Source organism: Virgisporangium aliadipatigenens, from assembly GCF_016863615.1.
GTDB lineage: Bacteria > Actinomycetota > Actinomycetes > Mycobacteriales > Micromonosporaceae > Virgisporangium > Virgisporangium aliadipatigenens.
In genome coordinates, this window is sequence record NZ_BOPF01000004.1 from 390,347 (window position 1) to 414,540 (window position 24,194).

The 24,194-nt window shown below is 72.0% G+C and carries 26 protein-coding genes; 22 read left to right on the forward strand and 4 right to left on the reverse strand.

The genetic code is table 11. From position 1 onward, the window contains the following. The first annotated feature begins 146 nt into the window (after positions 1-146). The 3 genes from Val02_RS08400 (at position 147) to Val02_RS08410 (ending at position 1,882) form a co-directional block, all read left to right on the forward strand. Positions 147-1,013, forward strand: a complete 867-nt coding sequence (locus Val02_RS08400; RefSeq protein WP_203898333.1) for an alpha/beta hydrolase family protein — start codon at positions 147-149, stop codon at positions 1,011-1,013. Positions 1,014-1,076: 63 nt separating this feature from the next. Then, positions 1,077-1,442, forward strand: coding sequence for a VOC family protein (locus Val02_RS08405; protein WP_203898334.1), 366 nt, complete (start codon positions 1,077-1,079; stop codon positions 1,440-1,442). Continuing rightward, positions 1,439-1,882 (forward strand): SMI1/KNR4 family protein, encoded by a 444-nt coding sequence (locus Val02_RS08410; protein WP_203898335.1) that lies wholly within the window; start codon positions 1,439-1,441, stop codon positions 1,880-1,882. Before Val02_RS08405 ends, Val02_RS08410 begins: the two co-directional genes overlap by 4 nt. Here the strand turns inward: Val02_RS08410 and Val02_RS08415 are convergent. Next, positions 1,879-2,454, reverse strand: a complete 576-nt coding sequence (locus Val02_RS08415; RefSeq protein ID WP_203898336.1) for a phosphatase PAP2 family protein — start codon at positions 2,452-2,454, stop codon at positions 1,879-1,881. The genes Val02_RS08410 and Val02_RS08415 overlap by 4 nt on opposite strands. Positions 2,455-2,552: 98 nt before the next feature. Between Val02_RS08415 and mfd the strand changes: the two genes are divergently transcribed. From mfd to Val02_RS08440, 5 genes are all read left to right on the forward strand, one after another. After that, entirely contained in the window at positions 2,553-6,143 is a 3,591-nt protein-coding gene (gene mfd / locus Val02_RS08420) for a transcription-repair coupling factor (protein WP_203898337.1), read from the forward strand. 10 nt (positions 6,144-6,153) lie between these two features. Beyond that, the gene (locus Val02_RS08425; RefSeq protein ID WP_203898338.1) at positions 6,154-6,900 is read left to right on the forward strand and encodes a DUF4184 family protein; all 747 of its coding nucleotides are present in this window, start codon (positions 6,154-6,156) and stop codon (positions 6,898-6,900) included. A 4-nt stretch (positions 6,901-6,904) separates the two neighbouring features. Next, entirely contained in the window at positions 6,905-7,585 is a 681-nt protein-coding gene (locus tag Val02_RS08430; protein ID WP_203898339.1) for a hypothetical protein, read from the forward strand. Further along, positions 7,569-8,531 carry a nucleoside triphosphate pyrophosphohydrolase gene (locus Val02_RS08435; protein WP_239152563.1) on the forward strand — a complete coding sequence of 321 codons (963 nt, stop codon included), beginning with the start codon at positions 7,569-7,571 and terminating at the stop codon, positions 8,529-8,531. The genes Val02_RS08430 and Val02_RS08435 overlap by 17 nt, the downstream gene beginning before the upstream one ends. A 140-nt stretch (positions 8,532-8,671) precedes the next feature. Beyond that, positions 8,672-9,118, forward strand: a complete 447-nt coding sequence (locus Val02_RS08440; RefSeq protein ID WP_239152564.1) for a hypothetical protein — start codon at positions 8,672-8,674, stop codon at positions 9,116-9,118. Between the two features lie 203 nt (positions 9,119-9,321). On the opposite strand, the gene Val02_RS08445 is transcribed toward Val02_RS08440, so the two are convergent. Beyond that, on the reverse strand, positions 9,322-10,227 hold the full coding sequence (locus tag Val02_RS08445) for a DMT family transporter (RefSeq protein WP_203898340.1): 906 nt from the start codon (positions 10,225-10,227) through the stop codon (positions 9,322-9,324). 66 nt (positions 10,228-10,293) lie between these two features. Between Val02_RS08445 and pdxR the strand changes: the two genes are divergently transcribed. Together pdxR and Val02_RS08455 are read left to right on the forward strand one after the other, a co-directional pair. Then, positions 10,294-11,631 (forward strand): MocR-like pyridoxine biosynthesis transcription factor PdxR, encoded by a 1,338-nt coding sequence (pdxR, locus tag Val02_RS08450; RefSeq protein ID WP_203898341.1) that lies wholly within the window; start codon positions 10,294-10,296, stop codon positions 11,629-11,631. A 32-nt stretch (positions 11,632-11,663) separates the two neighbouring features. Then, positions 11,664-13,274 (forward strand): DUF885 domain-containing protein, encoded by a 1,611-nt coding sequence (locus tag Val02_RS08455; RefSeq protein WP_203898342.1) that lies wholly within the window; start codon positions 11,664-11,666, stop codon positions 13,272-13,274. Positions 13,275-13,402: 128 nt separating this feature from the next. On the opposite strand, the gene Val02_RS08460 is transcribed toward Val02_RS08455, so the two are convergent. Beyond that, positions 13,403-14,038, reverse strand: a complete 636-nt coding sequence (locus Val02_RS08460) for a hypothetical protein (RefSeq protein ID WP_203898343.1) — start codon at positions 14,036-14,038, stop codon at positions 13,403-13,405. A gap of 206 nt (positions 14,039-14,244) precedes the next feature. Here Val02_RS08460 and eno point away from each other — a divergent pair, with 206 nt between their 5' ends. The 6 genes from eno (at position 14,245) to Val02_RS08490 (ending at position 18,783) form a co-directional block, all read left to right on the forward strand. Further along, positions 14,245-15,528 carry a phosphopyruvate hydratase gene (gene eno / locus Val02_RS08465; protein WP_203898344.1) on the forward strand — a complete coding sequence of 428 codons (1,284 nt, stop codon included), beginning with the start codon at positions 14,245-14,247 and terminating at the stop codon, positions 15,526-15,528. A 2-nt stretch (positions 15,529-15,530) separates the two neighbouring features. Beyond that, a complete protein-coding gene (locus tag Val02_RS08470; RefSeq protein WP_203898345.1) occupies positions 15,531-16,226 on the forward strand; it encodes an FtsB family cell division protein in 696 nt (231 codons plus the stop codon). A 79-nt stretch (positions 16,227-16,305) separates the two neighbouring features. Next, positions 16,306-16,821, forward strand: coding sequence for a DUF501 domain-containing protein (locus tag Val02_RS08475; protein ID WP_203898346.1), 516 nt, complete (start codon positions 16,306-16,308; stop codon positions 16,819-16,821). A gap of 34 nt (positions 16,822-16,855) precedes the next feature. Then, on the forward strand, positions 16,856-17,359 hold the full coding sequence (locus Val02_RS08480) for an amino-acid N-acetyltransferase (RefSeq protein ID WP_203898347.1): 504 nt from the start codon (positions 16,856-16,858) through the stop codon (positions 17,357-17,359). Positions 17,360-17,388: 29 nt separating this feature from the next. After that, positions 17,389-18,321, forward strand: coding sequence for a Ppx/GppA phosphatase family protein (locus tag Val02_RS08485; protein ID WP_203898348.1), 933 nt, complete (start codon positions 17,389-17,391; stop codon positions 18,319-18,321). 24 nt (positions 18,322-18,345) lie between these two features. Continuing rightward, entirely contained in the window at positions 18,346-18,783 is a 438-nt protein-coding gene (locus tag Val02_RS08490; RefSeq protein ID WP_239152568.1) for a hypothetical protein, read from the forward strand. A gap of 32 nt (positions 18,784-18,815) precedes the next feature. On the opposite strand, the gene Val02_RS08495 is transcribed toward Val02_RS08490, so the two are convergent. Then, positions 18,816-19,238 carry a hypothetical protein gene (locus Val02_RS08495; RefSeq protein ID WP_203898349.1) on the reverse strand — a complete coding sequence of 141 codons (423 nt, stop codon included), beginning with the start codon at positions 19,236-19,238 and terminating at the stop codon, positions 18,816-18,818. Between the two features lie 293 nt (positions 19,239-19,531). Here Val02_RS08495 and Val02_RS08500 point away from each other — a divergent pair, with 293 nt between their 5' ends. The 6 genes from Val02_RS08500 to Val02_RS08525 all read left to right on the forward strand — a co-directional run bounded on the left by Val02_RS08500 (position 19,532) and on the right by Val02_RS08525 (position 24,187). Beyond that, positions 19,532-20,161, forward strand: a complete 630-nt coding sequence (locus Val02_RS08500; RefSeq protein WP_203898350.1) for an LppU/SCO3897 family protein — start codon at positions 19,532-19,534, stop codon at positions 20,159-20,161. 225 nt (positions 20,162-20,386) lie between these two features. After that, positions 20,387-21,073, forward strand: coding sequence for a dienelactone hydrolase family protein (locus tag Val02_RS08505; protein WP_203898351.1), 687 nt, complete (start codon positions 20,387-20,389; stop codon positions 21,071-21,073). A 13-nt stretch (positions 21,074-21,086) separates the two neighbouring features. Next, positions 21,087-21,779, forward strand: coding sequence for a uracil-DNA glycosylase (locus Val02_RS08510; RefSeq protein WP_203898433.1), 693 nt, complete (start codon positions 21,087-21,089; stop codon positions 21,777-21,779). Between the two features lie 16 nt (positions 21,780-21,795). Beyond that, a complete protein-coding gene (locus Val02_RS08515) occupies positions 21,796-22,503 on the forward strand; it encodes a DUF4129 domain-containing protein (protein ID WP_203898352.1) in 708 nt (235 codons plus the stop codon). Between the two features lie 115 nt (positions 22,504-22,618). Continuing rightward, a complete protein-coding gene (locus Val02_RS08520) occupies positions 22,619-23,215 on the forward strand; it encodes a hypothetical protein (protein ID WP_203898353.1) in 597 nt (198 codons plus the stop codon). 3 nt (positions 23,216-23,218) lie between these two features. Then, positions 23,219-24,187 carry an AAA family ATPase gene (locus Val02_RS08525; protein WP_203898354.1) on the forward strand — a complete coding sequence of 323 codons (969 nt, stop codon included), beginning with the start codon at positions 23,219-23,221 and terminating at the stop codon, positions 24,185-24,187. Positions 24,188-24,194 lie beyond the last annotated feature (7 nt).

Consider the following 24,194-nt stretch of genomic DNA (forward strand, 5'->3'; position numbering starts at 1 on the left):
GGCGCGAGGTTTCCTCCGGATGTGACGCAGCCGACGAAGTCCACCTACCGGACGCGTTTTGGCCGGTAATTCTGCCGATGCGTCGGCTACGCGGGAGTAACAGACTCATCGGCACCAATCTCCTGACCCCCCGCAGGGAGCCGAAAGTGCAGTTCAGACCCTGGCGCACCCGCCGCGCCCGCATCCTGTCCATCACCGCCGCGCTGGCGGTCCTGCTGGGTGCCGGCGTCGCCGTGGCGCCCAACGCCCTCGCCGCCGAACGCGGTATCGCCCCCACGTCGCTCAACATCACCGGCGACGGCGGCTACCGCACCGCCAGCGTCAACGTCTCCCGCCTCGCGGTGACCGGTTTCGGCGGCGGTGAGATCTACTACCCGACCAGCACCGCCGACGGGCCCTACCCGGCCGTCGCGATCTCGCCCGGGTTCACGGCGTACTGGTCCAGCATCAGCTGGCTGGGTCCCCGCCTCGCGTCGTGGGGCATCGTCGTGATCGGCATCGAGACCAACACCACGTTGGACCAGCCCGGGCAGCGCGGGGACCAGTTGCTCGCCGCGCTCGACTACCTGACCGGCCGCAGCTCCGTCGCCGGTCGCGTCGACCGGACGCGCCTCGGCGTCGCCGGCCACTCCATGGGTGGCGGTGGAACGCTCGAAGCGCTGCGCTCCCGCTCGTCGTTGAAGGCGGGTGTGCCGCTGGCGCCGTGGAACCTCAACACGCTGTGGGGCTCCGTGCGGCAGCCGGTCATGATCGTCGGTGGGCAGTTGGACACCATCGCGGCGCCGGCCATCCACTCGGTGCCGTTCTACAACTCGCTGGGCAGCTCGGCGAAGGGCTACGTGGAGGTCGCCGGCGGCAGCCACTTCTTCCCGCAGCTGCCGAACTCCGTCGCCTCGCGGGCGATCGTGTCGACGTTCAAGCGCTACCTGGACGACGACACCCGCTTCACGCCGTTCCTGTGCCAGAGCGGGCTGAGCGTCTCGTCGTTCCGCAGCAGAGGCCTCGGCTGCTAGAAACCGCAGGCGAGGGGCGGCCGCGCACACCGCGGCCGCCCCGCTTCTGTTATGAAGGTCCGCATGGCACTGGGAGCCCTCGGGCAGATCCACGTGAGCGTGCGCGACGTCGACCGGGCGGTCGAGTTCTACCGGGACGTGCTGGAGATCCCGTTCCTGTTCCGGGTGCCGGGGCAGCCGATGGCGTTCTTCCAGGCCGGCGAGGTGCGGCTGTACCTGGGCACGCCGGAACACCCGGAGTTCACCAGCAAGTGCGTGCTGTACTTCCGCGTCGACGACCTGGACGCCGAGTACGAACGCCTCCAGAAGGCCGGGGTCACGTTCCTGGACACACCGCACGTGGTGCACCGGGACGACGCGGGCGAGCTGTGGATGGTCTTCCTCACGGATCCGGACGGCCACCAGATCGGCCTGATGCAGCAGCGATGACCGGGTGGCGTGAGCTCGTCGCCGGGCTGCTGCCGGAGGCGACGTTCGGCGAGCCGGCGACCGGGGCCGAGGTGCGGGCGATCGTCGACGGGCTGGGCCAGCCGGTGCCGAAGGACCTGACGGCGTTGCTGTGCGAGGTCGGCAGCGTGCGGGACTCCTACGGCACCGAGGTCGTCTGGTCGGCGGCGCGGATCCTGCGGGACAACCGCTCCTTCCGCGCCGACGCGGACTACCGCTCCCTGTACATGCCGTTCGAGCCGCTCATGTTCTTCGGGGACGCGCCGGACGCCAGCCAGTTCGGGTTCGTGCGGCAGCCGGTGCGGCCGGACGTGTTCGTGTGGGACCACGAGACCGACGGGCGCTGGTGGGTGGCGCGCGATCTGGAGGACTACCTGCGCCGTGCGTTCGCGACCACCGACCCCGACTGGTGGTGCCGCTAGCGCAGGGCGGGGTAGATGGCGCCGGCGGCGAGCAGGCCGAGCAGGAGCCCCACGACGGTCTGCATCGGCGTGTGCGCCCGGAGCGTCACCCGCGACCACATGATGGCGCCGACCAGCGCCCAGCCGACGTTCAGCCACGGGCCGAACGTCAGCACCAGCGTCGTCACCGTCCCCGACGCGACGGCCGTGTGCAGCGACACCTTCCACCGGGCGAGGTAGGTGACGGCGAGGGTCAGCGCCAGCCCGCAGAGCATCGCGATGACCAGCGCGATCATGTCCCGCGGCGCGTCGAGCAGCACCATCAGCGCGAGCAGCACGCCGACCGACCCGCCCGCGAAGGCCAGGATCAGCGGCCGCTTGGCCCGGTCGCCCACGTGGTGGTCGTCGTACTCGCCGCGCCGCACCCCGCGCAGCACGTACGCCATGGGCACGCCCGCGGTGAAGACGGCGGTGGCCACACCCCACCCGGGCGAACCGGCGTGCCAGGCGATGATCGGCGAGATGACCGCCACGAGCACGGCCGGCGCGAGCGCCTCGGTGATGACGGTGGCGGCCCGTCGCGTGTTCGACACCGCAGGATTGTCCGACCCGCGGGCTAGGCTGGTGGACACAACCCCCTGGGCCGTCGTCTTAGGGGGCCTGTTCGCGTGCTCGTGAAGGTGGCATCGCCGTGAAACTCGCCGGACTCCTGCCCGCAGCCCTCGCCGACCGTGCCCTGGCCCGCACCGCTTCGTTGGCGGCGGATGCCGGGTCCGAACGCGTCGACGTGACGGCGCCGCCGGCGCTGCGGCCGTTCGTGACGGCGGCTGTCGCGCGGCACGCGACGGTGCTGGCCGTCACGGCCACCGGACGGGAGGCCGACGATCTCGCCGACGCGCTCGGCTGCCTGCTGCCGCCGGACAGCGTGGTGGTGTATCCGTCGTGGGAGACGCTGCCGCACGAGCGGTTGTCGCCGCGTTCGGACACCGTCGGGCGGCGCCTCGCCGTGCTGCGGCGGCTGGCGCACGACCCCAACCCGCCGCGGGTCGTGGTGGCGCCGGTGCGCGCCGTGCTGCAGCCGCAGCTCAAGGGGCTGGGCGACCTCACACCGATCGAGCTGTCCACCGGTGCCACCGCCGACCTCGACGAGGTCGTCGCCCACCTGGTGGACGTCGCCTACGCGCGGGTGGACCTGGTGACGAAGCGGGGCGAGTTCGCGGTGCGCGGCGGCATCCTCGACGTCTTCCCGCCGACGGAGGAGCACCCGTTCCGGATCGAGTTCTGGGGCGACGAGGTCGAGGAGATCCGCACGTTCTCCGTCGCCGACCAGCGGACCGTGGAGAAGCGCGAGGCCATGGTGGCGCCGCCGTGCCGCGAGCTGCTGCTGACCGACGCCGTGCGGGCCAGGGCCAACGAGCTGACCACGGAGCATCCGCAGCTGTCGGAGATGCTCGACCGGATCGCCGCCGGGATCCCCGTCGAGGGCATGGAGAGTCTCGCCCCCGCCCTTCTCGACGGCAGTGATTCGTTGGAACTGCTGGTGCACTGCCTCCCGCGGGGCACCCATGTCCTGCTCTGCGACCCGGAGCGGATCCGCACGCGCGCACACGACCTCGTGCGCACCAGTGCCGAGTTCCTCGAAGCGAGCTGGGCCGCCGCGGCCTCCGGGGGTCGGGCGCCGGTGGATCTGGGCGCGGCGTCGTTCAGGAGCCTCGCGGACGTGCGCACGGAGGTGGCGGCACGGGGTCAGCGCTGGTGGACGCTCAGCCCCTTCGGTCTGGTGGAGGCGGAGCGCAAGCCGGCCGACGACACCCCGTGGCTCGACGCCGCGGAGGAGGTGGCGATCACCGATGACGACGCGGTCGGCCTGACCCTGGGCGCGCAGCCGGTGCCGCTGTACCACGGCGAGACGGCCCGGGTCGTCGACGACCTCAAGCGCTGGTCGGGCGACGGCTGGCGGGTCGCGGTCGTGTTCGAGGGGCACGGGCCGGCGCAGCGCGCCGCGGAGGTGTTCCGCGACGCCGGCATCGGGACCACGCTGGTCGAGACGATCAGCGAGCCGCCGGCCGAGGGCGTGGTGACCGTCTGCACCGGCGGGCTCAACCACGGCCTCGTCGACGAGGGTGCGCGGCTGGTCGTGCTCACCGGCAACGACATCTCCGGCGGCCGGGGCGCGTCCACCAAGGACATGCGCAAGATGCCGGCCCGCCGGCGCAACACCATCGACCCCCTCGAACTGCGCGCCGGCGACTTCGTCGTGCACGAGCAGCACGGCATCGGCAAGTACGTGGAGCTGGTGCAGCGCACGGTCAACGGCGCCGGGCGCGAGTACCTGGTGATCGAGTACGCGGCCAGCAAGAAGAACCAGCCCGGCGACCGGCTGTTCGTGCCGACCGACGCGCTGGACCAGCTGAGCCGCTACGTCGGCGGGGAAAATCCGACGCTGCACAAGATGGGCGGCTCCGACTGGCAGAAGTCGAAGGCGCGGGCGCGCAAGGCCGTTCGGGAGATCGCGGCGCAGCTCATCCAGCTCTACGCGGCGCGGCAGTCCGCCAAGGGGCACGCGTTCGGGCGGGACACGCCGTGGCAGCGGGAGTTGGAGGACGCGTTCCCGTACACGGAGACGCCGGATCAGTTGGCCGCGATCGACGAGGTCAAGGGCGACATGGAGAAGCAGGTGCCGATGGACCGGCTGATCTGCGGCGACGTGGGCTACGGCAAGACCGAGATCGCGGTGCGCGCGGCGTTCAAGGCGGTGCAGGACGGCAAGCAGGTCGCCGTGCTCGTCCCGACGACCCTGCTGGCCCAGCAGCACTACAACACCTTCGCCGAACGCATGTCGCAGTTCCCGATCAACATCAAGCAGCTGTCCCGGTTCGTGACGCCGAAGGAGAGCGAGCAGACGATCGAGGGGCTGTTCGAGGGCAACGTCGACATCGTCATCGGCACGCACCGGCTGCTGCAGAAGTCGACCCGGTTCAAGCAGCTGGGTCTGATCATCGTGGACGAGGAGCAGCGCTTCGGCGTCGAGCACAAGGAGTACCTGAAGGCGTTGCGGGCCAGTGTCGACGTGCTGAGCATGTCGGCGACGCCGATCCCGCGCACGCTGGAGATGGCGATCACCGGCATCCGGGAGATGTCGACCATCGCCACCCCGCCGGAGGAGCGGCATCCCGTCCTCACGTACGTCGGCGCGCAGGACGACAAGCAGGTGGCCGCCTCCATCCACCGCGAACTGCTCCGCGACGGCCAGGTCTTCTACCTGCACAACCGGGTCGAGTCGATCGAACGCGCCGCGCGGAAGCTGCGCGAGCTGGTCCCCGAGGCCCGGGTGGCCGTCGCGCACGGCCAGATGGGCGAGGAGGCGCTCGAACGCATCATGGTCGGCTTCTGGGAGAAGGAGTTCGACGTCCTGGTCTGCACGACGATCGTGGAGTCCGGCATCGACATCCCCAACGCCAACACGCTGATCGTCGAGCGCGCCGACATGCTGGGTCTGTCGCAACTGCACCAGATCCGGGGCCGGGTCGGCCGGGGCCGCGAACGCGCCTACGCCTACTTCCTGTACCCGCCGGAGAAGCCGCTGACCGAGCAGGCGCACGAGCGGCTGGCCACCATCGCCCAGCACACCGAACTGGGCGCCGGCATGTACGTCGCCATGAAGGACCTGGAGATCCGCGGCGCCGGCAACCTGCTCGGCGGCGAGCAGTCCGGGCACATCGAGGGCGTCGGCTTCGACCTGTACGTGCGCATGGTCGGCGAGGCCGTGGCGCAGTTCAAGGGCGAGGCGCCGGAGGAGGAGACCGAGGTCAAGGTCGACCTGCCGATCGACGCGCACCTGCCCCTGGAGTACATCGGGGCGGAGCGGCTCCGGCTGGAGATGTACCGCAAGATCGCCGGTGCGCGGGACACCGAACGGCTCGACGAGGTGGCCGCCGAGATGCGCGACCGCTACGGCGAACCGCCGGCCGAGGTGGCCAACCTGGTGTCGGTGGCGCGCTTCCGGCTGAAGGCCCGCGCGTACGGGCTCACCGACGTGTCGTTGCAGGGCAAGCACATCCGGTTCGCGCCGCTGCCGCTGCCGGACTCCAAGCAGCTGCGGCTCAAGCGGCTCTACCCGGACGCGGTGTACAAGGCGGCGGCCGACCAGGTGTCGTTGCCCCGGCCGAGCACGCGCCGGGTCGGCGGCGAGCCGATGCGCGACACCGCTCTGCTCGACTGGTGCGCCGAACTTCTGACGTCGGTTCTCGGAGATCCGCCCGCGCCGGCCGCCGGCCGTTGAGACTGGGGGGATGCCGCTGACGTTCCCGTCGCACGCGGCGGCGGTCCTCCCGTTCATGCTGCGTCGCCGACGGGTGTGGTGGTGCGACCGGGTCGCGCTGGTGCTCGGTTCGACGGCGCCGGATCTCCCGTACGCGCTGGCGCCCTACGTCGACATCGAGGCGCACAGCTGGTGGGGGCTGGTGTGGTTCTGCGTGCCGGTGACGATGGCGCTGGCGGCCCTGACCCGGTGGGCGGCGCCCACGGTCTGCGCCCACCTGCCGCCCCTGGGGCCGCTGGCGCTGCGCGACTACGCGGTGCTGGGGAACGTCCGGCCGCGCTGGTACGTGACGGCCGGCTGCGCGTGGGTCGGCGCGCTCTCGCACCGGCTGTGGGACATCGTCACGCACCGGTCGTTCGACGACGGGCGGATCGTCATCGAGACCCTGTGGCACACGGTCGACGGCCGCCCGCTGTACTCGTGGCTCTTCTTCGGTTCGACGGCGGCGGGGGCGCTCGCGGTGCTCGCGGCGATGCTCTACGCGGGCCGGAACGACCTGATCCGCGCCGGCGCGGAGGTGCCGCCCGTGGCGCGGGACCCGCGGCGGTTCTGGACGGCGGTCGGGGCGGCGTGGGCGCTGGGTGTGCTCGTGCAGCCGCTGCTCGCCGGGTCGGAGGTGCACACGATCGTCATCGTGCGGCTGCTGATCGTGGCGCATGCGGGTCTGCTCGTCGGCGCGGCGACCCACCCGGTTCCGTCCCGGTTGGGGGGATCGTGAGAAAGTGAGCACCATGCCGCGTACCCGCCGAAGCGTCCTACTCGCCGTCGCCGCGCTGACGGCCGCCGTCGCGCTCACCGCGTGCGGTCGGGCACAGCCCGGGACGGCGGCCTATGTGGGCGGTTCGCGGATCACCGAGGACCGGGTGGAGAGCCTGTTCAAGGAGGCTCAGGGGACCGACGCGCGGATCCGTTCGGTGGTCACCCGCGCGACGCTGGTCAGCTGGCTGGTGATGGTCGACCTGGGCCGCCGGGCGGCCGCGAAGCAGGGCACCACAGTCCCCGCGCCGGACTACGCCGGGGCGGCCGCCACGCTGGGCCTGCCCGCCGGCAGCGAGCTGGTGCACGTCTACGGCGACTGGTACACGACCATGAACGCCCTGTTCGAGGCGGCCGCGCCGACGGCCAACCCGACCGAGCTGGACCTGCGGGCGATCATCCTCGGCCTGCAGCGCAACGGCCAGGTGCCGCCGGGGACGCCGTTCGAGGAGGTCGCCCCGTCGCTGCGGCGCAACCCGTCGGTGCTCAAGGTCGTGACGGTGCGCAACTCGCTGGCCGAGGTGGCGCAGGAGCGGGACGTCGTCATCAACCCGCGTTACCGGCCGCTGATCGCGAGCCTCAGTGACGTTCCGCTGGTGCTGGCCACCGGCTCCGACGCGGTCGCCGACCTTGCCGTTGCCGGCTGAGGACCAGCGCCCGCGGGTGGTGCTGCTGGTCACCTCGCCGCGGCTGCCAGCGGGCCTGCTGACGGCGGAGGCCTGGGACGTCGTGCGGGCGTTCCCGGTGTACACGGCCGCCGACAGCGCCCAGGTGACGGCCCTGCGCTTCGCCGGCGCCGTCGTCAGCGTCGGGGGTTCTTCCGCGGAGGAGCTCCTCGCGGCCGCGCGGGAGCACGGCACCGCCGTGTGGCTCGCTAGCCCCGACGGCGATCAGGACCTGGCCCGCGCGATCGGCATGCGGGTCGCCCGCCAGCCGGATCTGGCCGAGTTGGAACTGCTCTACGGCTCCTGGGATCCGCCCGGTGCGCGTCTGCTGGAGGCGGTGGACGTGATGGCCCGCCTGGTGGCGCCCGACGGAGACCCGTGGAAGCGTGCGCAGACGCCGCGTTCGCTGGCGCCGTACCTGCTGGAGGAGGCGTACGAGGCCTACGACGCCATCCTGTCCGGCGACCCCGACGCCCTGCGCGAGGAACTCGGCGACGTGCTGCTCCAGGTCGTTCTGCACGCCGGCCTGTCGGAGAACGCCGGCGGCTGGAACATCGACGACGTCGCCGGCGGGCTGGTGGAGAAGCTGATCCGGCGCAACCCGCACGTCTTTGCCGGCTTGCCCGTCGAGGGCATCGACGAGATCACCGCCAACTGGGAGCAGATCAAGAAGGCGGAGAAGTCGCGCAAGTCCGCGTTCGACGGGATGGTGCTCGCCCAGCCCGCGCTCTCCTTGGCGGCGAAAGCCCTCCAGCGAGCCGAACGCGCCGGCCTCGCGGAACCCGTTCCCGCGCCGTCCACAGTGGACGGCGACGGCCTGCTGGGCATCGTCGCGCTCCTCCGCGAGCAGGGCGCAGACGCCGAGGCCCTCCTGAGGGAGGCCACGCTCCGCTGGATCGACCGCGCCCGGGCCGCCGAGACCGACTGAGCAGGACCACCGCTCGGAGGCGGTCTCAATATCGCCTTCTCGGCAGCTCGCGAGCTCCGCCCATGGCGGAACGAGAGAATCGTGCAGGAGGTCGACGACCGGTTGTTGGCCCTGATGGCCGCCGCCTAGGAGTGGCGGAGATGACGCCTGACATCGACCGTGCCAAGCAGAGGACACGTGACCAGATCTGGGCGCTTCTGGAGCGGCACCACGCGGCGCCGCCTGGCGTCCACGGCCACATCCCCGACTTCGAAGGTGCCGGTCGAGCCGCTGCGCGCCTTGCCGATCTCGACGTCCGGCGCCGGGCCCGGACGGTCGAGTCAAACCTCGACATGGCGCAGCTTCCCGCGCGGGTGCGTGCGTTACGTGACCGCAAGTTGCTTTACATGGCGGTGCCGAGACTGGCCGAAGCGAAGCCGTTCTACATGCTCGAACCGGCCGTATTGAGCGAGGCGTTCGAGCCCACCGGCGCCGAGGCGCTCGGATATCGAGGTCGCGCTGCTGATCGAGGCCGGACTGATCGGGCCGGGGACTGCCATCGCCACGACCGTGCATCCTCTTCAGGTCGCGGACGAAGAGTTGCCTGAGGCTGCGCATGACTTCCGCGTGGACCTTGTCGTGACGCCGGACGAGGTGATCGTGTGTGCACCCCGGCGCCGTCCGACCGGAATCATGCCGGACCTCCTGAGCGCGGAGAAAGTTAACGCGATTCCGGTTGTGGGTACTTACGGGAATCGCCGAAGGTGATCGGTTGGCGGAATGCTACGCGTGCCACGTACTTCGCGCTGCGTTACGTGGCACGCGTAGCATTCGCCGCGATCTTGACGGCCTCGGGCCGGCGTCCCGACGAGAGGCCGAACGCCAGGCCGGCGGCTACGACGAGGACGCCGGCGAGAGCCACCGCGCCGGGCGGGCGGGCGTCGATCAGGGCCGCCGTGAGCAGCGACACCGGCGGGAGCAGGCCGACGAAGAGGCCGGCCCGTTCCGGCCCGAGGCGGCGCAGCCCGGTGTACCACCAGACGAACGCCACCACCGTCAGCATCCCGCCGACGTAGCCGTAGCCCAGGGCCTCCGTTCCGGTCGGGAGGCGCAGCCGCGCGCTCTCGCCGGTGACGATGGCGGCGACGAGCAGCAGTGGCACGGCGAGCGCGCAGGTCAGCGCCGAGACGCGCAGCGGCCCGAGCCGGGGCAGCAGCGGCAGCGCCAGCACCGAGAAGAGCACCTCGCACACGAGTGTGCCCAGGCTCGCGAGTACTCCGATCCGGTCCGCGTGGCCGGCGCCGTGCACCATGAGCCCGCCGCAGATGACGATCACGGCGGCGACGACCACCCGGGCGGCCGGCAGGCGGCGCTGCGCGAGCGGCCCCGCGAACGACAGCACCAGCGGCGTGCCGCCGACGACCGTTCCGACGACGGCCGGGTCGGCGTGGCGCAGGGCGGTCAGCAGCAGCACGTTGAACGCCACCAGCCCGCTCGCCGTGAGCAGCAGCAGCCGCAGCCAGTCGCTGGAGGAGAGAGGGGAGCGGGGTGTTCCGCGCACCCGCAGGATCACCGCGAACACGAGCGCGGCGAGGGCGTAGCGGCCGCACTGGCCGGTGAGCACGGGATAGTCGAGCAGCAACCGGCTCACCGGCACCGAGGCGCCCAGGATCGTCATGCCGGCGGCGCAGTACAGAGCGCCGGAGTGGGACTTCATGCCCCTACGCTAGGAAGGAATTGGTTCCTGAAAGAGAGCCAAGCTCGGTAAGAAAAGGAGGACCAATTGGAGGCGTTGCTGAACCTCGCCGAGCGCACCGGGCGCGGGCTCACCGCCGCCCTGCGCGACGCCGTGGCCGACGGCCGCCTCGCGCCCGGCACGCGCCTGCCGGCGACCCGGGACCTCGCCGCCGACCTCGGACTCTCGCGGGGCGTCGTCGTCGGGGCGTACGAACAGCTCGTCGCCGAGGGCCGCTTCGTGGCGCGCCGCGGGGCGGGCACGGTCGTCGCCGAGAACGCGCTCGCGGCACCGCCGCGCACCCCCGCCGAAACGCCCGCCCCGGAAGCCCGGGCGCTGCGACCGGGGGTGCCGGACCTGAAGTCGTTCCCCCGGAGTGATTGGAAGCGCGCGTACGGTGCGGCGCTCGACAACGCCCGACACGCGGACCTCGACTACGGCGACCCCGCCGGGACGCCGCGGCTGCGGGAGGCCCTGGCGGATTATCTCGGGCGGGTGCGCGCGGCCCGGTGCACGGCGGACGACGTCGTGGTGACCACGGGTGCGGCACAGGCGATGTCGCTGCTGGCCGGTTTGACGACAGGCCCGATCGGCGTGGAGGACCCGGGCAGCGCGGCCATCCGGGACCAGATCGTCGCGCACGGCCTGCGGGTACGACCGTTGACAGTGGACGGTGAGGGCGCGGATCCCGCGTCGATCGGAGCCGCCACGAAAGTCTTCCTCACGCCCGCGCACCAGTTCCCGACCGGGGTGGTGCTGGCGCCGCGGCGGCGGGCGGCGTTCGTGGCGTGGGCGCGGCGCACCGGTGGGCTGGTCATCGAGGACGACTACGACGCGGAGTTCCGCTACGACCGGCAGCCCGTGGGCTGCATGCAGGGGCTCGCGCCGGACGCCGTGGCGCTGATCGGTTCGGCCAGCAAGGCGCTCGCGCCGGGGCTGCGGATCGGCTGGCTCGTCGTGCCGCCCGCGTGGCGCGCCAGGGTGCACGCCGCCAAGGCGATCGCCGACCACGGCGGCCCCACGCTGGAGCATCTCGCGTTCGCTCACCTGCTGGAGAACGGCGGGTACGACCGGCACCTGCGGCGGGTGCGGCGCCTGTACCGTCAGCGGCGCGACGCGGTCGTGGCCGCGCTGCGGACCCACCTCCCGCACGCGCGCATCGACGGCGTCGCGGCCGGCCTGCACCTCGTCGTCGAACTCCCGCCCGACGTGGACGACGTCGCCCTCGCGCACCGCGCGCACGAGGCCGGGCTCGGCCCGATCGCGCTCAGCACGCTGCGGCACGCCCCCGGAGCGCCCGGCCTGGTGCTCGGATACGCCACCCACCGCCCCGACGAACTCACCGCCGCCGTAGCGACCGTGGGGAAACTTGTCCGGCGACCGTGACCATGGGACGCCCGTGGCAGTACGGTTCCCTTATGCGGCAACAGTTCAGCACCGTGGCCGAGCGGATCGTCGACGCGATGCTCGCGGAAAGCCCCGTCCTCGCCCAGACCGCCGGCGACCACCGCTACGACGACCGGCTGCCCGACCTGTCACCCGACGGTGTCGCCCGGCACGTGGCGCTGCTGCGCGACGCCGCCGACGCACTGTCCCAGGTGGACACCGACGCGCTGACGCCGGAGGAAGCGGTCGACTGCACGGTGCTGCTGGCCCGGGTCGAACGCACGCTGTTCGAGCTGACCGAGGTGCGCGAGCACGAGTGGAACCCGATGGCGCACAACCCCGGCGGGCTGCTGCACCCGCTGCTGAGCCGGCCGTTCGCGCCGGTCGAGGAGCGGCTGACCGCACTCGCCGCGCGGTTGACCGCCTTGCCCGACACGCTGGCCACCGCCCGCGCCGTGCTGCGCGACGTGCCGCGCATCCACCTGGAGACGGCGATCGGTCAGTTCACGGGTCTGCATTCGCTCATCCGCGGTGAGGCCGACGCGCTGCTGCGAGAGGAGCCCGGCCTCCGTGCGACGGTCAATCCCGCGCAGGAGACGGCGGCCGCCGCGATCGACGAGTTCGTGGCGTGGCTGCGCGCGCAGCAGGGCGAGGGGCGCGACCCGCGGCTCGGCCGACGGCTGTGGGAGGCGCGGCTGTGGCACACGCTCGACACCGAGCTGACCGCCGCGCAGATCATCAAGTCCGCCGGCGAAAACCTGGAACGCATCAGCGAGGAGATCCGCGAGACGGCCGCCGCGATGACCGGCGCTCCGGCCACCGACGACGCCGTGCGCGAAGCGCTTCAACGCTCCGCGCGGGACCGCCCGGACAACACGTCCATTGTGGAGCGTGCGCGGCAGGCGATGGCCGAGGCGACGGCGTTCGTGGACCAGTTCGAGCTGGTGTCCCTTGTGGACGATCCGTGCGAGATCCTGGAGATGCCGGAGTTCGCGCGCGGGATCGCCGTGGCGTACTGCGACCCGCCGGGGCTGCTGGAGAGCGGGGACCTGCCGACGTTCTACTGCATCTCACCGACGCCCGCGGACTGGCCGGCCGAGCGGGTCGACTCGTTCTACCGCGAGTACAACGACCACATGATCCGCAACCTGACAGTGCACGAGGCGATGCCGGGGCACTTCCTGCAGCTCGCGCACGCCCGGCGGGCGAAGGGGGCGCGGAAGGTGCGCGCCGTCTCGCGGTCCGGGCCGTTCGTCGAGGGCTGGGCCGTCTACGCCGAGGAGCTGATGGTCGAGCACGGCTACGGCGGCCGGGCGGTGAAGCTGCAGCAGCTGAAGATGCAGCTGCGCATGACCATCAACGCCATCATCGACCAGTTGGTGCACTGCGCGGACATGTCGGAGCAGGAGGCGCTGGCGCTGATGCGCGGCAGCGGGTTCCAGGAGGAGGGCGAGGCGGTCGGCAAGTGGCGCCGCGCGCTGCTCACCTCGACCCAGCTGTCGACCTACTTCGTCGGATACCTGGAGGTCGCGGCCATCGCCAGGGCGCGCCCGGCGAACACGCCGCTGCGGGACTGGCACGACGCGATGCTCTCGCACGGATCGCCGCCCCCGCGCCATCTCCGCGCGCTGCTCAACATCTAGATCAAGAGCTTCATTTCACGGGCCCGTCGGGGGCGTGACCGCTGCCTCCCGGGCTGCACCGCTGGCCCCTGCGGGGCTACGCTGCCGCGCCCGCGTGCAGTCGCGCTCGCCTCCGGCGGCCGGATCAACTATCTGGGGCGCTTGTCCTCGACGGTGGCGCCGGCCGGGGTGGCGAAGAGGCTCGGGTCGGCGGAGTCGCTGTAGCGCTCCAGCTCCAGCTGGACGGCGTTGCCGTTGACCGTGCCGGTGAACCGCCCCAGCACCCCCTCCTTGGTGATGCACACGGTCAGCCCGGCCGAGCCGTGCACCCCCACGCAGGTGGCCGCCTTGCCGGCGATCGTCGTCTCGTGGCGGGTCACCGTGCCGCCGTCGAGCGCGGCCTGGCTCACCAGCCGCAGCGCCGCGCTCGGCGCCACGAGGCCCCCGCTCGCGGAGGGGATCGGGCCGGGGTTGGGGGAGCGCTCCGCGCCGGCGACCAGCTCCAGGACCGGGTCGGTCGGGTTGGTCGGCGGCGCCGTCAGCGTGCAGCGGGTGGCGTCCGTCGCGGTCCGGCAGTCGGTCGTCGCCTCGTCCGTCGTCACCAGTTTTCCGCCGGGGAACTGGTAGACAGCCCGCTTAGGCTCCTGTGCCTGGGCCAGGAGGGCCGACGCCCCGCCGGCGAGCCGGTACTCGGCGGTGAACGTCAGCTCGCCCGCCTCGTCGAGCTGCGCCGCAAGGTCGTTGAACAGGCCGGACTCCTCCGAGGGGGCACATCCGACCAGCATCGGTACCGACAGTGCGACAGCAAGCACTACGGACAGTCGCGATCGGGACCAAAGCATGGCGCATAGCTTCTACCCAGAACGGGTGCCGCCGCAAATTGGTTCCGCCCATATCTGACCTGCCCGACGTCCCCGTCGGGAACGCGACTAGGCTGCACGATTGGCGTACCCGGGGATTGTCCACAGATGTGAACAGGGAGTGAGCCATCGTGGCCACCATCGAAGCAATCGTCGCCCGCGAGATTCTCGACTCGCGCGGCAACCCGACGGTCGAGGTCGAGATCGGGCTCGATGACGGCAGCACCGCTCGCGCGGCCGTGCCCTCCGGCGCCTCCACGGGGGCGTTCGAGGCACTCGAACTGCGTGACGGCGACGCGAAGCGCTACCTCGGCAAGGGCGTCGAGAAGGCCGTGTCCAACATTTCCGAACGAATCGCCGAGGAGATCCTGGGCTACGAGGCGAGCGACCAGCGCGCCGTCGACCAGGCGATGCTCGACCTGGACGGCACGCCCGACAAGTCGACCCTCGGTGCCAACGCGATTCTGGGCGTTTCACTGGCGGTGGCCAAGGCGGCCGCCGAGTCCGCCGGCCTGCCGCTGTTCCGCTACGTCGGCGGCCCCAACGCGCACCTGCTGCCCGTCCCGATGATGAACATCCTCAACGGCGGCGCGCACGCCGACTCCAATGTGGACGTTCAGGAGTTCATGGTGGCGCCGATCGGTGCTCCCACGTTCCGGGACGCGCTGCGTTCGGGTGCCGAGGTGTACCACGCGCTGAAGAGCGTGCTGAAGAAGAAGGGCCTGGCGACGGGGCTGGGCGACGAGGGCGGGTTCGCACCCAGCCTGGACAGCAACCGTGCCGCGCTCGACCTCATCGCCGAGGCCGTGGAGAAGGCCGGTTACAGCCTCGGCGGCGACATCGTGCTCGCGCTGGACGTCGCGGCCACCGAGTTCTACGCGGACGGCGCCTACACGTTCGAGGGCGTCAAGAAGTCGGGCGACGAGATGATCGCCTACTACACGGGCCTGGTGGACTCGTACCCGATCGTCTCGATCGAGGACCCGCTGGCCGAGGACGACTGGGCGGCGTGGAGCGGCATGACCGCCGCGCTCGGCAGCCGCATCCAGATCGTGGGCGACGACCTGTTCGTCACCAACCCGGAGCGGCTGAGCCGGGGCATCGCCGAGCAGGCCGCCAACGCCCTGCTGGTCAAGGTCAACCAGATCGGCTCGCTGACGGAGACGCTGGACGCCGTCGACCTGGCCCACCGCAACGGCCTGCGCTGCATGATGAGCCACCGTTCGGGGGAGACCGAGGACACCACGATCGCCGACCTGGCCGTCGCGACGGGTACCGGCCAGATCAAGACCGGTGCGCCGGCCCGTTCGGACCGGGTGGCGAAGTACAACCAGCTCCTGCGCATCGAGGAAGAGCTGGGCGACGTGGCGCGGTACGCGGGTCGCGGGGCCTTCCCGCGGTACCGTTCCGCGTAACCATGGCTAATCGACCGGGCACCGGCGGCGCCGGACCGGGTGGTCGCGCTCCGCGCGGTGCCCGGTCCGGTGCTTCGCGTACCGGCCGTCCGACCGGTGGGGCCTCCGGCCGCGGGTTCCCGCGCGGCGGCTCCACCGGCGGTGCCTTTCCCGGCGGCGGACACGGCGCGTTCACCCGCGCCGGCGGCGTCGGTGGTGTGGCGGCGCGGCCGTCGCCGGGTTCCCGCCCGACGGGTGCGTCGCGTCCGACCGCCGCGCGGCGCGGTGGCGGCACCGGCGCCACGCAGCGGACCCGCGCGCCGCAGCCGAGGAAGCTGACCGGCCGGGCCGCGGTGCTCGGCATGGTGCTCGTCGGGCTGCTGCTCGCGTACGCCTATCCGGTCCGCGTGTACCTGTCCCAGCAGGCGGAGATCGCCGGGCTCGAGCAGCAGCAGGCCGCGCAGCGCCGTCGTATCGAGGCTCTGGCGGAGGAACGGGCGAAGTGGGACGACCCCGAGTTCATCAAGGCGCAGGCGCGCAAGAAGCTGCACTACATCCTCCCGGGGGAGAAGCCGTACGTGCCGCTGCCGGATCCGGCGACGGCCGGGGACCAGCAGGAGAAGGCGCCGACCGGAGCCGTGCCGCAGGACCCCTGGTACGGCAAGCTCTGGTCGAGCGTGCGCGCGGCGGACCGGCCGCAGGGGACGCCCCAGACGTGAGCGGACGCTTGCGGGAGCTCACCATGGGGCACTGTGCGATCGCGTCTCGTGGCGCCGGTGAGCGCAGCGGGCCGGCGGCATGAGCGACAAGGATCCCGGGCCTGCTGTGCGGGAGCCCGCGACGCCGGACGACCTCGACGCGGTCGCCGCCCAGCTGGGGCGCACGCCGCGCGGCACCCGCTACGTGGCGCACCGCTGCCCGTGCGGAAAGCCGGACGTGGTGGAGACCACACCGCGGCTGCCGGACGGGACGCCGTTCCCCACGCTGTTCTACCTGACCTGCCCGCGCGCCACGGCGGAGTGCAGCCGGCTGGAGTCGGCGGGGCTGATGAAGGACATGGCGGCGCGGCTGGCCGACGATCCCGAACTGGCGGCCCGGTACCGCGCGGCGCACGAGGACTACCTGGCCCGGCGCGCCGCCGTCGCCGAGGTGCCGGAGATCGACGGCGTCTCCGCGGGCGGCATGCCGGGGCGCGTGAAGTGCCTGCACGTCCACCTGGGACACCGCCTGGCGGTCGGCGAGGGGGTCAACCCCTTCGGGGACGAGACCCTGGAAGCGGTCGGGGAGTGGTGGAAGGACGGACCGTGCGTGTGACTGTGGTTCGCTTCTGAGCGTCTACAGTCACCGGGTGGATGTCATCATCCGGCGCGCCCGCACCACCGACGTCAGGGGCATCCGCCGCCTCGTCGACCTGTACTCCCAGCCCCGCCAGATGCTGTCCAAGGCGACGGTGAAGCTGTACGAGGACGTGCAGGAGTTCTGGGTCGCCGAACGGGCCTCCGACGGCGCGGTCGTCGGCTGCGGCGCGCTGCACGTCATGTGGGAGGACCTCGCGGAGGTGCGCACCGTCGCGGTCGACCCGGACTGCCGGGGCCAGAAGATCGGCCACCGCATCGTCGCCGAGCTGCTCGTCACCGCCCGCGAACTGGCCGTCAAGCGCGTGTTCTGCCTCACGTTCCAGACCGGGTTCTTCGCGTCGTTCGGGTTCAAGGTGATCGACGGGACGCCGGTGACGCACGAGGTCTACGAGGAACTGCTGCGCTCCTACGACGAGGGCGTAGCGGAGTTCCTCGACCTCGAACGGGTCAAGCCCAACACGCTCGGCAACATCCGCATGCTGCTGCATCTGTAGCGAACGGCGACATCTGTAGGGTTCGGCGCATGACACGGGTAGCGGCGATCGACTGCGGGACCAACTCCATCCGGCTGCTCGTGGCGGATGTCGACGGGTCCGGCCGCCTGACGGATCTGACCCGCCGGTTGGAACTGGTGCGCCTCGGCGAGGGCGTCGACCGGACCGGCCGGCTCGCTCCCGCCGCGATCGAACGGGTCCGCGTCGCGCTCGCCCGCTACACGGAGGAACTGCGCGCCCTCGGTGCCGAGCGGGTCCGCATGGTCGCCACCAGCGCATCCCGCGACGCCGAGAACGCCGACGACTTCCGGAGCATGGTCACGCGCACGCTCGGCGTGGCCCCCGAGGTGATCACCGGAGACGAGGAGGCGCGGCTGTCGTTCACCGGGGCGGTGCGTGGGCTGGAGACGCCCGGGCCGTACCTGGTGGTCGACATCGGCGGCGGCTCGACGGAGTTCGTCGTCGGGGACAGCGGTGTCGAGCGGGCCGTCAGCGTGGACATCGGCTGCGTGCGCATGACCGAACGCCACCTGCACGGCGACCCGCCCACGTCCGCGCAGATCGCCGCGGCGGAGGCCGACGTCGCGGCCACCGTCGACCGTGCGCTCGACGCGGTGGGGCGCGGCGGTGGGCGTTCCCTCATCGGGCTCGCGGGATCGGTGACGACGGTCGCCGCGCTCGCCCTCGGCCTGGAGTCGTACGAGCCCGACCGGATCCATCAGGCGCGGATCTCCGCGGCGGACGTGGCGAAGGTGACGGCGGACCTGCTCGGGGCGAGCGTCGCGCGGCGGCTCGAACACCCGGTGATGCACCCGGGGCGGGCCGACGTGATCGGCGCGGGCGCGCTGATCCTGCGCGTGATCATGGAACGCACCGGCGCCGACGCGGTCATCGCGAGCGAGCACGACATCCTCGACGGCATCGCCTACAGCGCCGTCGACGTTGGCACAGCCACTTCGTAACCGGCGGGCGTACCGTCGATTGCCATGGAGCTGCAATGGTGGTCGATCGAGGTGTGCGACGGTCGGTTCCCGGCGAGCCAGTGGCGCCGGGCGCACGGCGAGGAGTTGCAGGAGGCGCTGCTGACCAACGGCGCCTACGACTGGACCTGGACGGTGACCCCGTTCGGGATCGTCCTGGAGGTCGGGTTCCGCTCGGACGGGGCGTGGGAGCGGTTCCGCGCGCTGCCGGTCGTGACCGCGGCGCTCGACGCCGTGCCGGATCCGATCAACGGCCGCTTCGTCTACCCGGGCCGGGGCGGTAGCTCGGGCGCGTCGCAGCGCCGGCGCTCGCCACGCCCGCTCGGGGCCGGGGCCGCCGCCCTGCCTATCTCGCCGCCGCCGTCCCTCGTGGCGCGGCCGCTGGAGGCGCTGCCACGACCGGTCGACCGCGAGCCGGACGTGCCCGTGCGCCTGGCCGCCTGACGCGATCTAGGGAAACAGCCAGATCTGCGGACTCAGCCCGTGCGGCGGACCTCGGCCCGGGACTGCTCGCGCGGCTCGGAGTCGTCGCGCGACCACCACCAGCCGTAGGTGAGCTCCCCGTCCGACGGCACCGTCATCAGGATCCGCGCCTTCAGCGGCCCGTCGTACGAGTTGAACACGCCCGGCCGCGACTCCAGGAAACGCACCACGCCCGGCAGTTCCAGGCAGGTGACGTGCAGCTCCAGCCGTCCGCTCTCCCCGGCCGCGAGCACCGTGTGCTCGACGTGCTGCAGCCCCTTGGAGTCGCTGAACGATTCGTAGTCGAGCACCACGGCCCGGCCCCGCACCACCGGGGTCACCTGGATCCGGGCCATGAACGGGCCGCTTTCCAGGCCGTCGCCGCGCCCGCGGTACAGGCCGGGATGCGCGGCGAGGCGGTTCAGCAGTTCGGCCACGGCGTCACGGTAACCGTCGTGGTCCAGGCCACCTGAAGCGGGATGTTGGAGTGGGTGCAACGCGATCGACCCACGACCGATACCGTGAGCACTGATCTACATGAAAAGCCCCGGAGGGCCCCTTGTCTGACCAGAATTCCACGCCGCCCGGCGAGGGCTACCCGCCCGGCGGTCCTTTCCCGCCCCCGGCGCCCACGTCGGGCGGAGCATATCCGCCCCCGGGCGCCGCCGGAGGCTTTCCGCCGCCGCCGTCCTCCGGGGGTGGCTTCCCGCCGCCCACGTCCGGTGGGCCGGTGCCGCCGTCCGGTGGGCCGTTCCCGCCGCAGGGCGCGAGCTTCCCGCCGCCGGGCGGGTACGACCCCAACGCGCAGCCGGGCTACGACCCCAACGCACAGCCGGGGTACCAGCAGCCCGGGTTCCAGCCCGGCTACGACCCCAACGCGCAGCCCGGGTTCCAGCAGCCCGGCTTCCAGCCCGGGTACGACCCCAACGCGCAGCAGCCGTTCGGGGCCGCGCCGGGTGCGCCGCTGCCGCCGATGACCCCGCCCGCGGGCCGGGGCAACAAGGTGAAGATCGTCGTGGCGGTCGTCGGCGCGCTGCTGCTGCTGTGCTGCATCGGCGGCGTCGTGGTCGTGCCGCGGCTCCTGGGCGGGGACGCGCTGGCCGACGCCAAGCAGGGGGACTGCCTCAAGGGCGAGGTCGCCGACGGCACGTCGGACAAGTTCAAGGCGGCCGACCTCGAACTGGTCGACTGCGGCGACAGCGCCGCCACCTACGTCGTCGCCGGCAAGGTGTCCGGCAAGACGCAGTCGGAGGCGGAGACCGACAACAACGTGTGCGCCGCCTACAAGGACGCCGACACGGTGTTCTGGATCGGCCCGGAGGGCAAGAAGGGGACCGTCCTCTGCCTCAAGGCGCAGTAGGGCGTAGCACGCCGGCGCGACGGCGTGGCGTTCTCCCGAAAAACTTGGGCCTGTCACGTGGACCACGCCGGCCTGCGGCGGAATCAGATGCCGCGGCTCGACGTGACCCACGAGACAGGCTCAGGGGTCAATGCCACGCCGTGTATCCCTACCGCTCAGTACGGTCAGCATGGTTACCTATCCGCACCGTTGGCAGCCATCGTCGACTGACAGAGGAGTGGCCGGATGGGCGACATCGTCAGCTACGCCAGCAACGGAGGAACCAGCGAGGGATACCTGTCGTTACCGGCCTCCGGGGCCAACGGTGCGGCAGTCGTCGTGATCCAGGAGTGGTGGGGCCTCGTCCCGCACATCCGGGAGCTGGCGGACCGGTTCGCCGAGGCCGGGTTCGCCGCGCTGGCACCGGATCTTTACCACGGCCACCACACCTCCGAGCCCGACGCGGCGGGCAAGCTGATGATGGGCCTCGCGATGGACCAGGCGGCGAAGGACATCGCCGGCGCCGCCGAGTACCTCACCGGCCTCGACGCGGTCCACGGTCAGGTCGGCTCCGTCGGGTTCTGCATGGGCGGCAGCCTCGCGCTGTGGTCGGCGACGTTCTCCGAACGGATCGTCGCCACGGCCGGCTTCTACCCGGCGGTGCCGTGGGAGCGGATGGGTCCACAGTGGAGCAACTACGCCGGCAAGGCCGCGCTGATCCACTGCTCCGAGGAGGACGGCACCTCGTCGGCGCCCGGCATTCAGCAGGCGAAGCGTTCCATCGAGGAATCCGGCGGGAAGGTCCAGATCCACGACTACCCCGGCACCCGACACGCCTTCTTCAACGACGACCGGCCCGAGGTCTTCGACGGCGACGCCAGCCGCGTGGCCTGGGCCCGCACCCTGGAGTTCTTCCGTTCCCGCCTCGCCTGACACCGCACCACAGCTGCCCGACCTGCCCGCGCTGGACGCAGCCGTCGCCGACTGCTTCGCCTGCCCGCGGCTCGTCGAGTGGCGCGAGGACGTCGCCGTCACGAAGCGGGCGTCGTTTCGCGACTGGACCTACTGGGGCCGACCGGTCCCGGGGTTCGGTCCGGGCGACGCCCGCATCGGCATCCTCGGGCTGGCGCCGGCCGCGCACGGCGGCAACCGGACCGGCCGGATCTTCACCGGCGACCGCTCCGGCGACGTGCTCTTCGCCGCGCTGCACCGGGCCGGGCTCGCCAACCAGCCCACGAGCGTCAGCCGCGACGACGGTCTCACCCTGACCGACACGCGCATCTTCGCCGCCGTGCGCTGCGCGCCGCCGGACAACAAACCCACTCCGGGGGAACGCGACACGTGCGCACCCTGGCTGCACCGCGAGCTGGAGCTGATCCGCCCGACGCTGCGGGTCGTCGTCGCGCTGGGCGGCTTCGCGTGGAACGCGTTCTGGCCGGCGCTGCGCCACGTGTACGGAGTGCGGGTCAGTCCACGCCCCGCGTTCGGTCACGGGGCACACTGGACGGGTGGGTCAGAGGTGCCGACCCTGCTGGGTTGTTACCACGTGAGTCAGCAGAACACCTTTACCGGCCGCCTCACGCCCGCGATGCTTGACGAAGTATTGTCCCGGGCGATTGATCTCGCCGCCGACAGTTGACGGAGGATCCGCGATAGTGCGCCGCTGGCTTCCGTTGCTGGCCGTCGCGGCCCTGCTCGCGGCGGCACTGTTCGCGGCCGCCTACAGCGAGCCCCAGTTCGACGTGCGGGACCTGCCGGGCACGGAGCAGAGCCAGCCGCCGCCGGCCGTCAGCCCGGGCGCGGAGCCGAGCTTCCTCACCCCGCCGAGCGCCGCACCCGAGCCGCAGACCATTCAGATCGAGATCCCCGGCTGGGTCAACGGCGTGCTCGGGGTCGCCTGCGCGCTCGTCACCGCGCTGCTGCTCGGCTACCTGCTGTGGTTCGTGCTGCGCGACACGATCCAGGCGAAGGGCCGGCCGATCCGGGTCGAGCCGGGGGCGCCGCCGCCACCGGCCGTGCACGCCGAGGTGGCCGCGGCCGTCGACGCGGGCCTCGCGGCGCTGGCCGACGGCGACTCCGACGCCCGCGCCGCCGTCATCGCCTGCTGGGTGCGCATGGAGCAGGCCGCCTCCGAGGCCGGAACGCCACGCGAGCCCTCCGACGCGCCGGGCGACTACGTGATCCGGCTGCTGTCCACCCAGGCGGTGAGCCGCGACGTGCTGGACCGGTTCGCGTGGGTGTACCGGCAGGCGCGGTACAGCATCGGCCCGGTCGACGACCGGATGCGCCAGACGGCGATCTCGGCCCTGCGCCAGCTGCGCGCCGAACTGACCGGCCCGGCCGTCTCGGCGAGTGCCCAGTGAGCGAGCGGGAGGGGCGCGCGGTGTCGCCTGGACTGAGGAGTGTAGGGAGCGGAGCGACCGGAGCGACGAGGGAAGGCGGCGCCGTGGGCGCGCCCCGGACGCTGAGCGGGCCGCTGTGAGCCGGGCACCGGTCGAGAAGGTCAGCCTCGACCAGCTCTTCGTCGACAACGAGGAGGTGGCCCCGGCCCGCCCGCGCCGGCGCACCGTGCCGGGCGTCCTCACGGACCTGGTGACCGCGGCCGTCATCGCCGGTGCCCTGTACGCGGTGATGCGCGTCTTCACGCTGGTACTGCCGGTGGTGATCCTGACGGCCGGCATCTGGGCGATCATGCTGCTGCGCCGGGTCATCAAGAGCCTCGACATCCCCGACCGGCAGGCGGACACGCTGCGCAGTTCGGCGTGGGGGGTCGTGGAGTCGGACGAGCCGGCCGTGCAGATCGACGGCGTGCTGCGGGCGGTGCGCCGGTGGGAGCAGCGCTTCGCCTGGACCGAACGCGACCACGTCCGGTTCGCCTCCGCGGTCCGTCCCCGGCTCGGTGAGCTCGTCGCCGAACGCCTGCGCCAGAAACACGGCGTCAGCGTCGCCGAACAGCCGGAGAAGGCGCGCGCGATACTTGGCGATCCACTGTGGACGTTTCTGACCGAACGGGTAAAGCGCGGCCCCAAACCCGCCGAACTGGCGGCACTCGTTGCCGAGATGGAGAAGATCTAAAAGATGAACCCTCGCGACGTGGGGGCACTCGGACAGCAGGTGCTCGACGCGGTGGGCACCGTCGTTGTCGGTAAGCGGGGCCCGCTCGAACTGGTGCTCGCCGGCATCCTCGCCGGCGGCAACGTGCTCCTGGAGGACCTGCCGGGGCTGGGCAAGACGCTGACCGCGCGCTCGTTCGCGCAGGCGCTGGGGATCGGCTTCCGGCGCCTGCAGTTCACCCCGGACCTGCTGCCCGCCGACGTGACCGGCTCCTTCCTGTACGACCAGCGCAGCCACGACTTCACCTTCCGCGCCGGTCCGATCTTCACCAACCTGCTGCTGGCCGACGAGATCAACCGCACGCCGCCGAAGACCCAGGCGGCGCTGCTGGAGGCCATGCAGGAGAAGCAGGTCTCCGTCGAGGGCACCACCTACCAGCTCGAACCGCCGTTCCACGTGCTCGCCACGGCCAATCCGATCGAGTACGAGGGAACGTACCCCCTGCCGGAGGCGCAGCTCGACCGGTTCCTGCTCAAGGTTTCGTTCGGTTATCCCGAACCGGACGAGGAGTGGGAGGTGCTGCGCCGCCGGATGGCCCGCCGTCGGGAGGAGTCGGAGCTGCGGCCGGTCGTCGACGGGCCGACGCTGCTGGCGTTGCAGGCGGCGCTGGAGGACGTGGTCGTCGAGGACTCGATCGGCCAGTACATCGTGGCGCTGGCGGCCGGCACCCGGGCACACCCGCAGGTGCTGGTCGGGGCGTCGCCGCGTGGTTCGCTCGCGCTGCTGCTGCTGTCCCGGGCCTGGGCGGCGCTGGACGGCCGGGACTTCGTGGTGCCGGAGGACGTGAAGGCGGTGGCGATCCCGGCGTTGGCGCACCGGATCACGCTGCGCCCGGAGATGTGGCTGCGACGGGTCGAACCGGCGACGGTGGTCGCCGAGGTCCTCAACTCGACGCCCGCCCCGGTCAGCGGCGCCCTGCCCCGCTACTCATGAGCGCAGC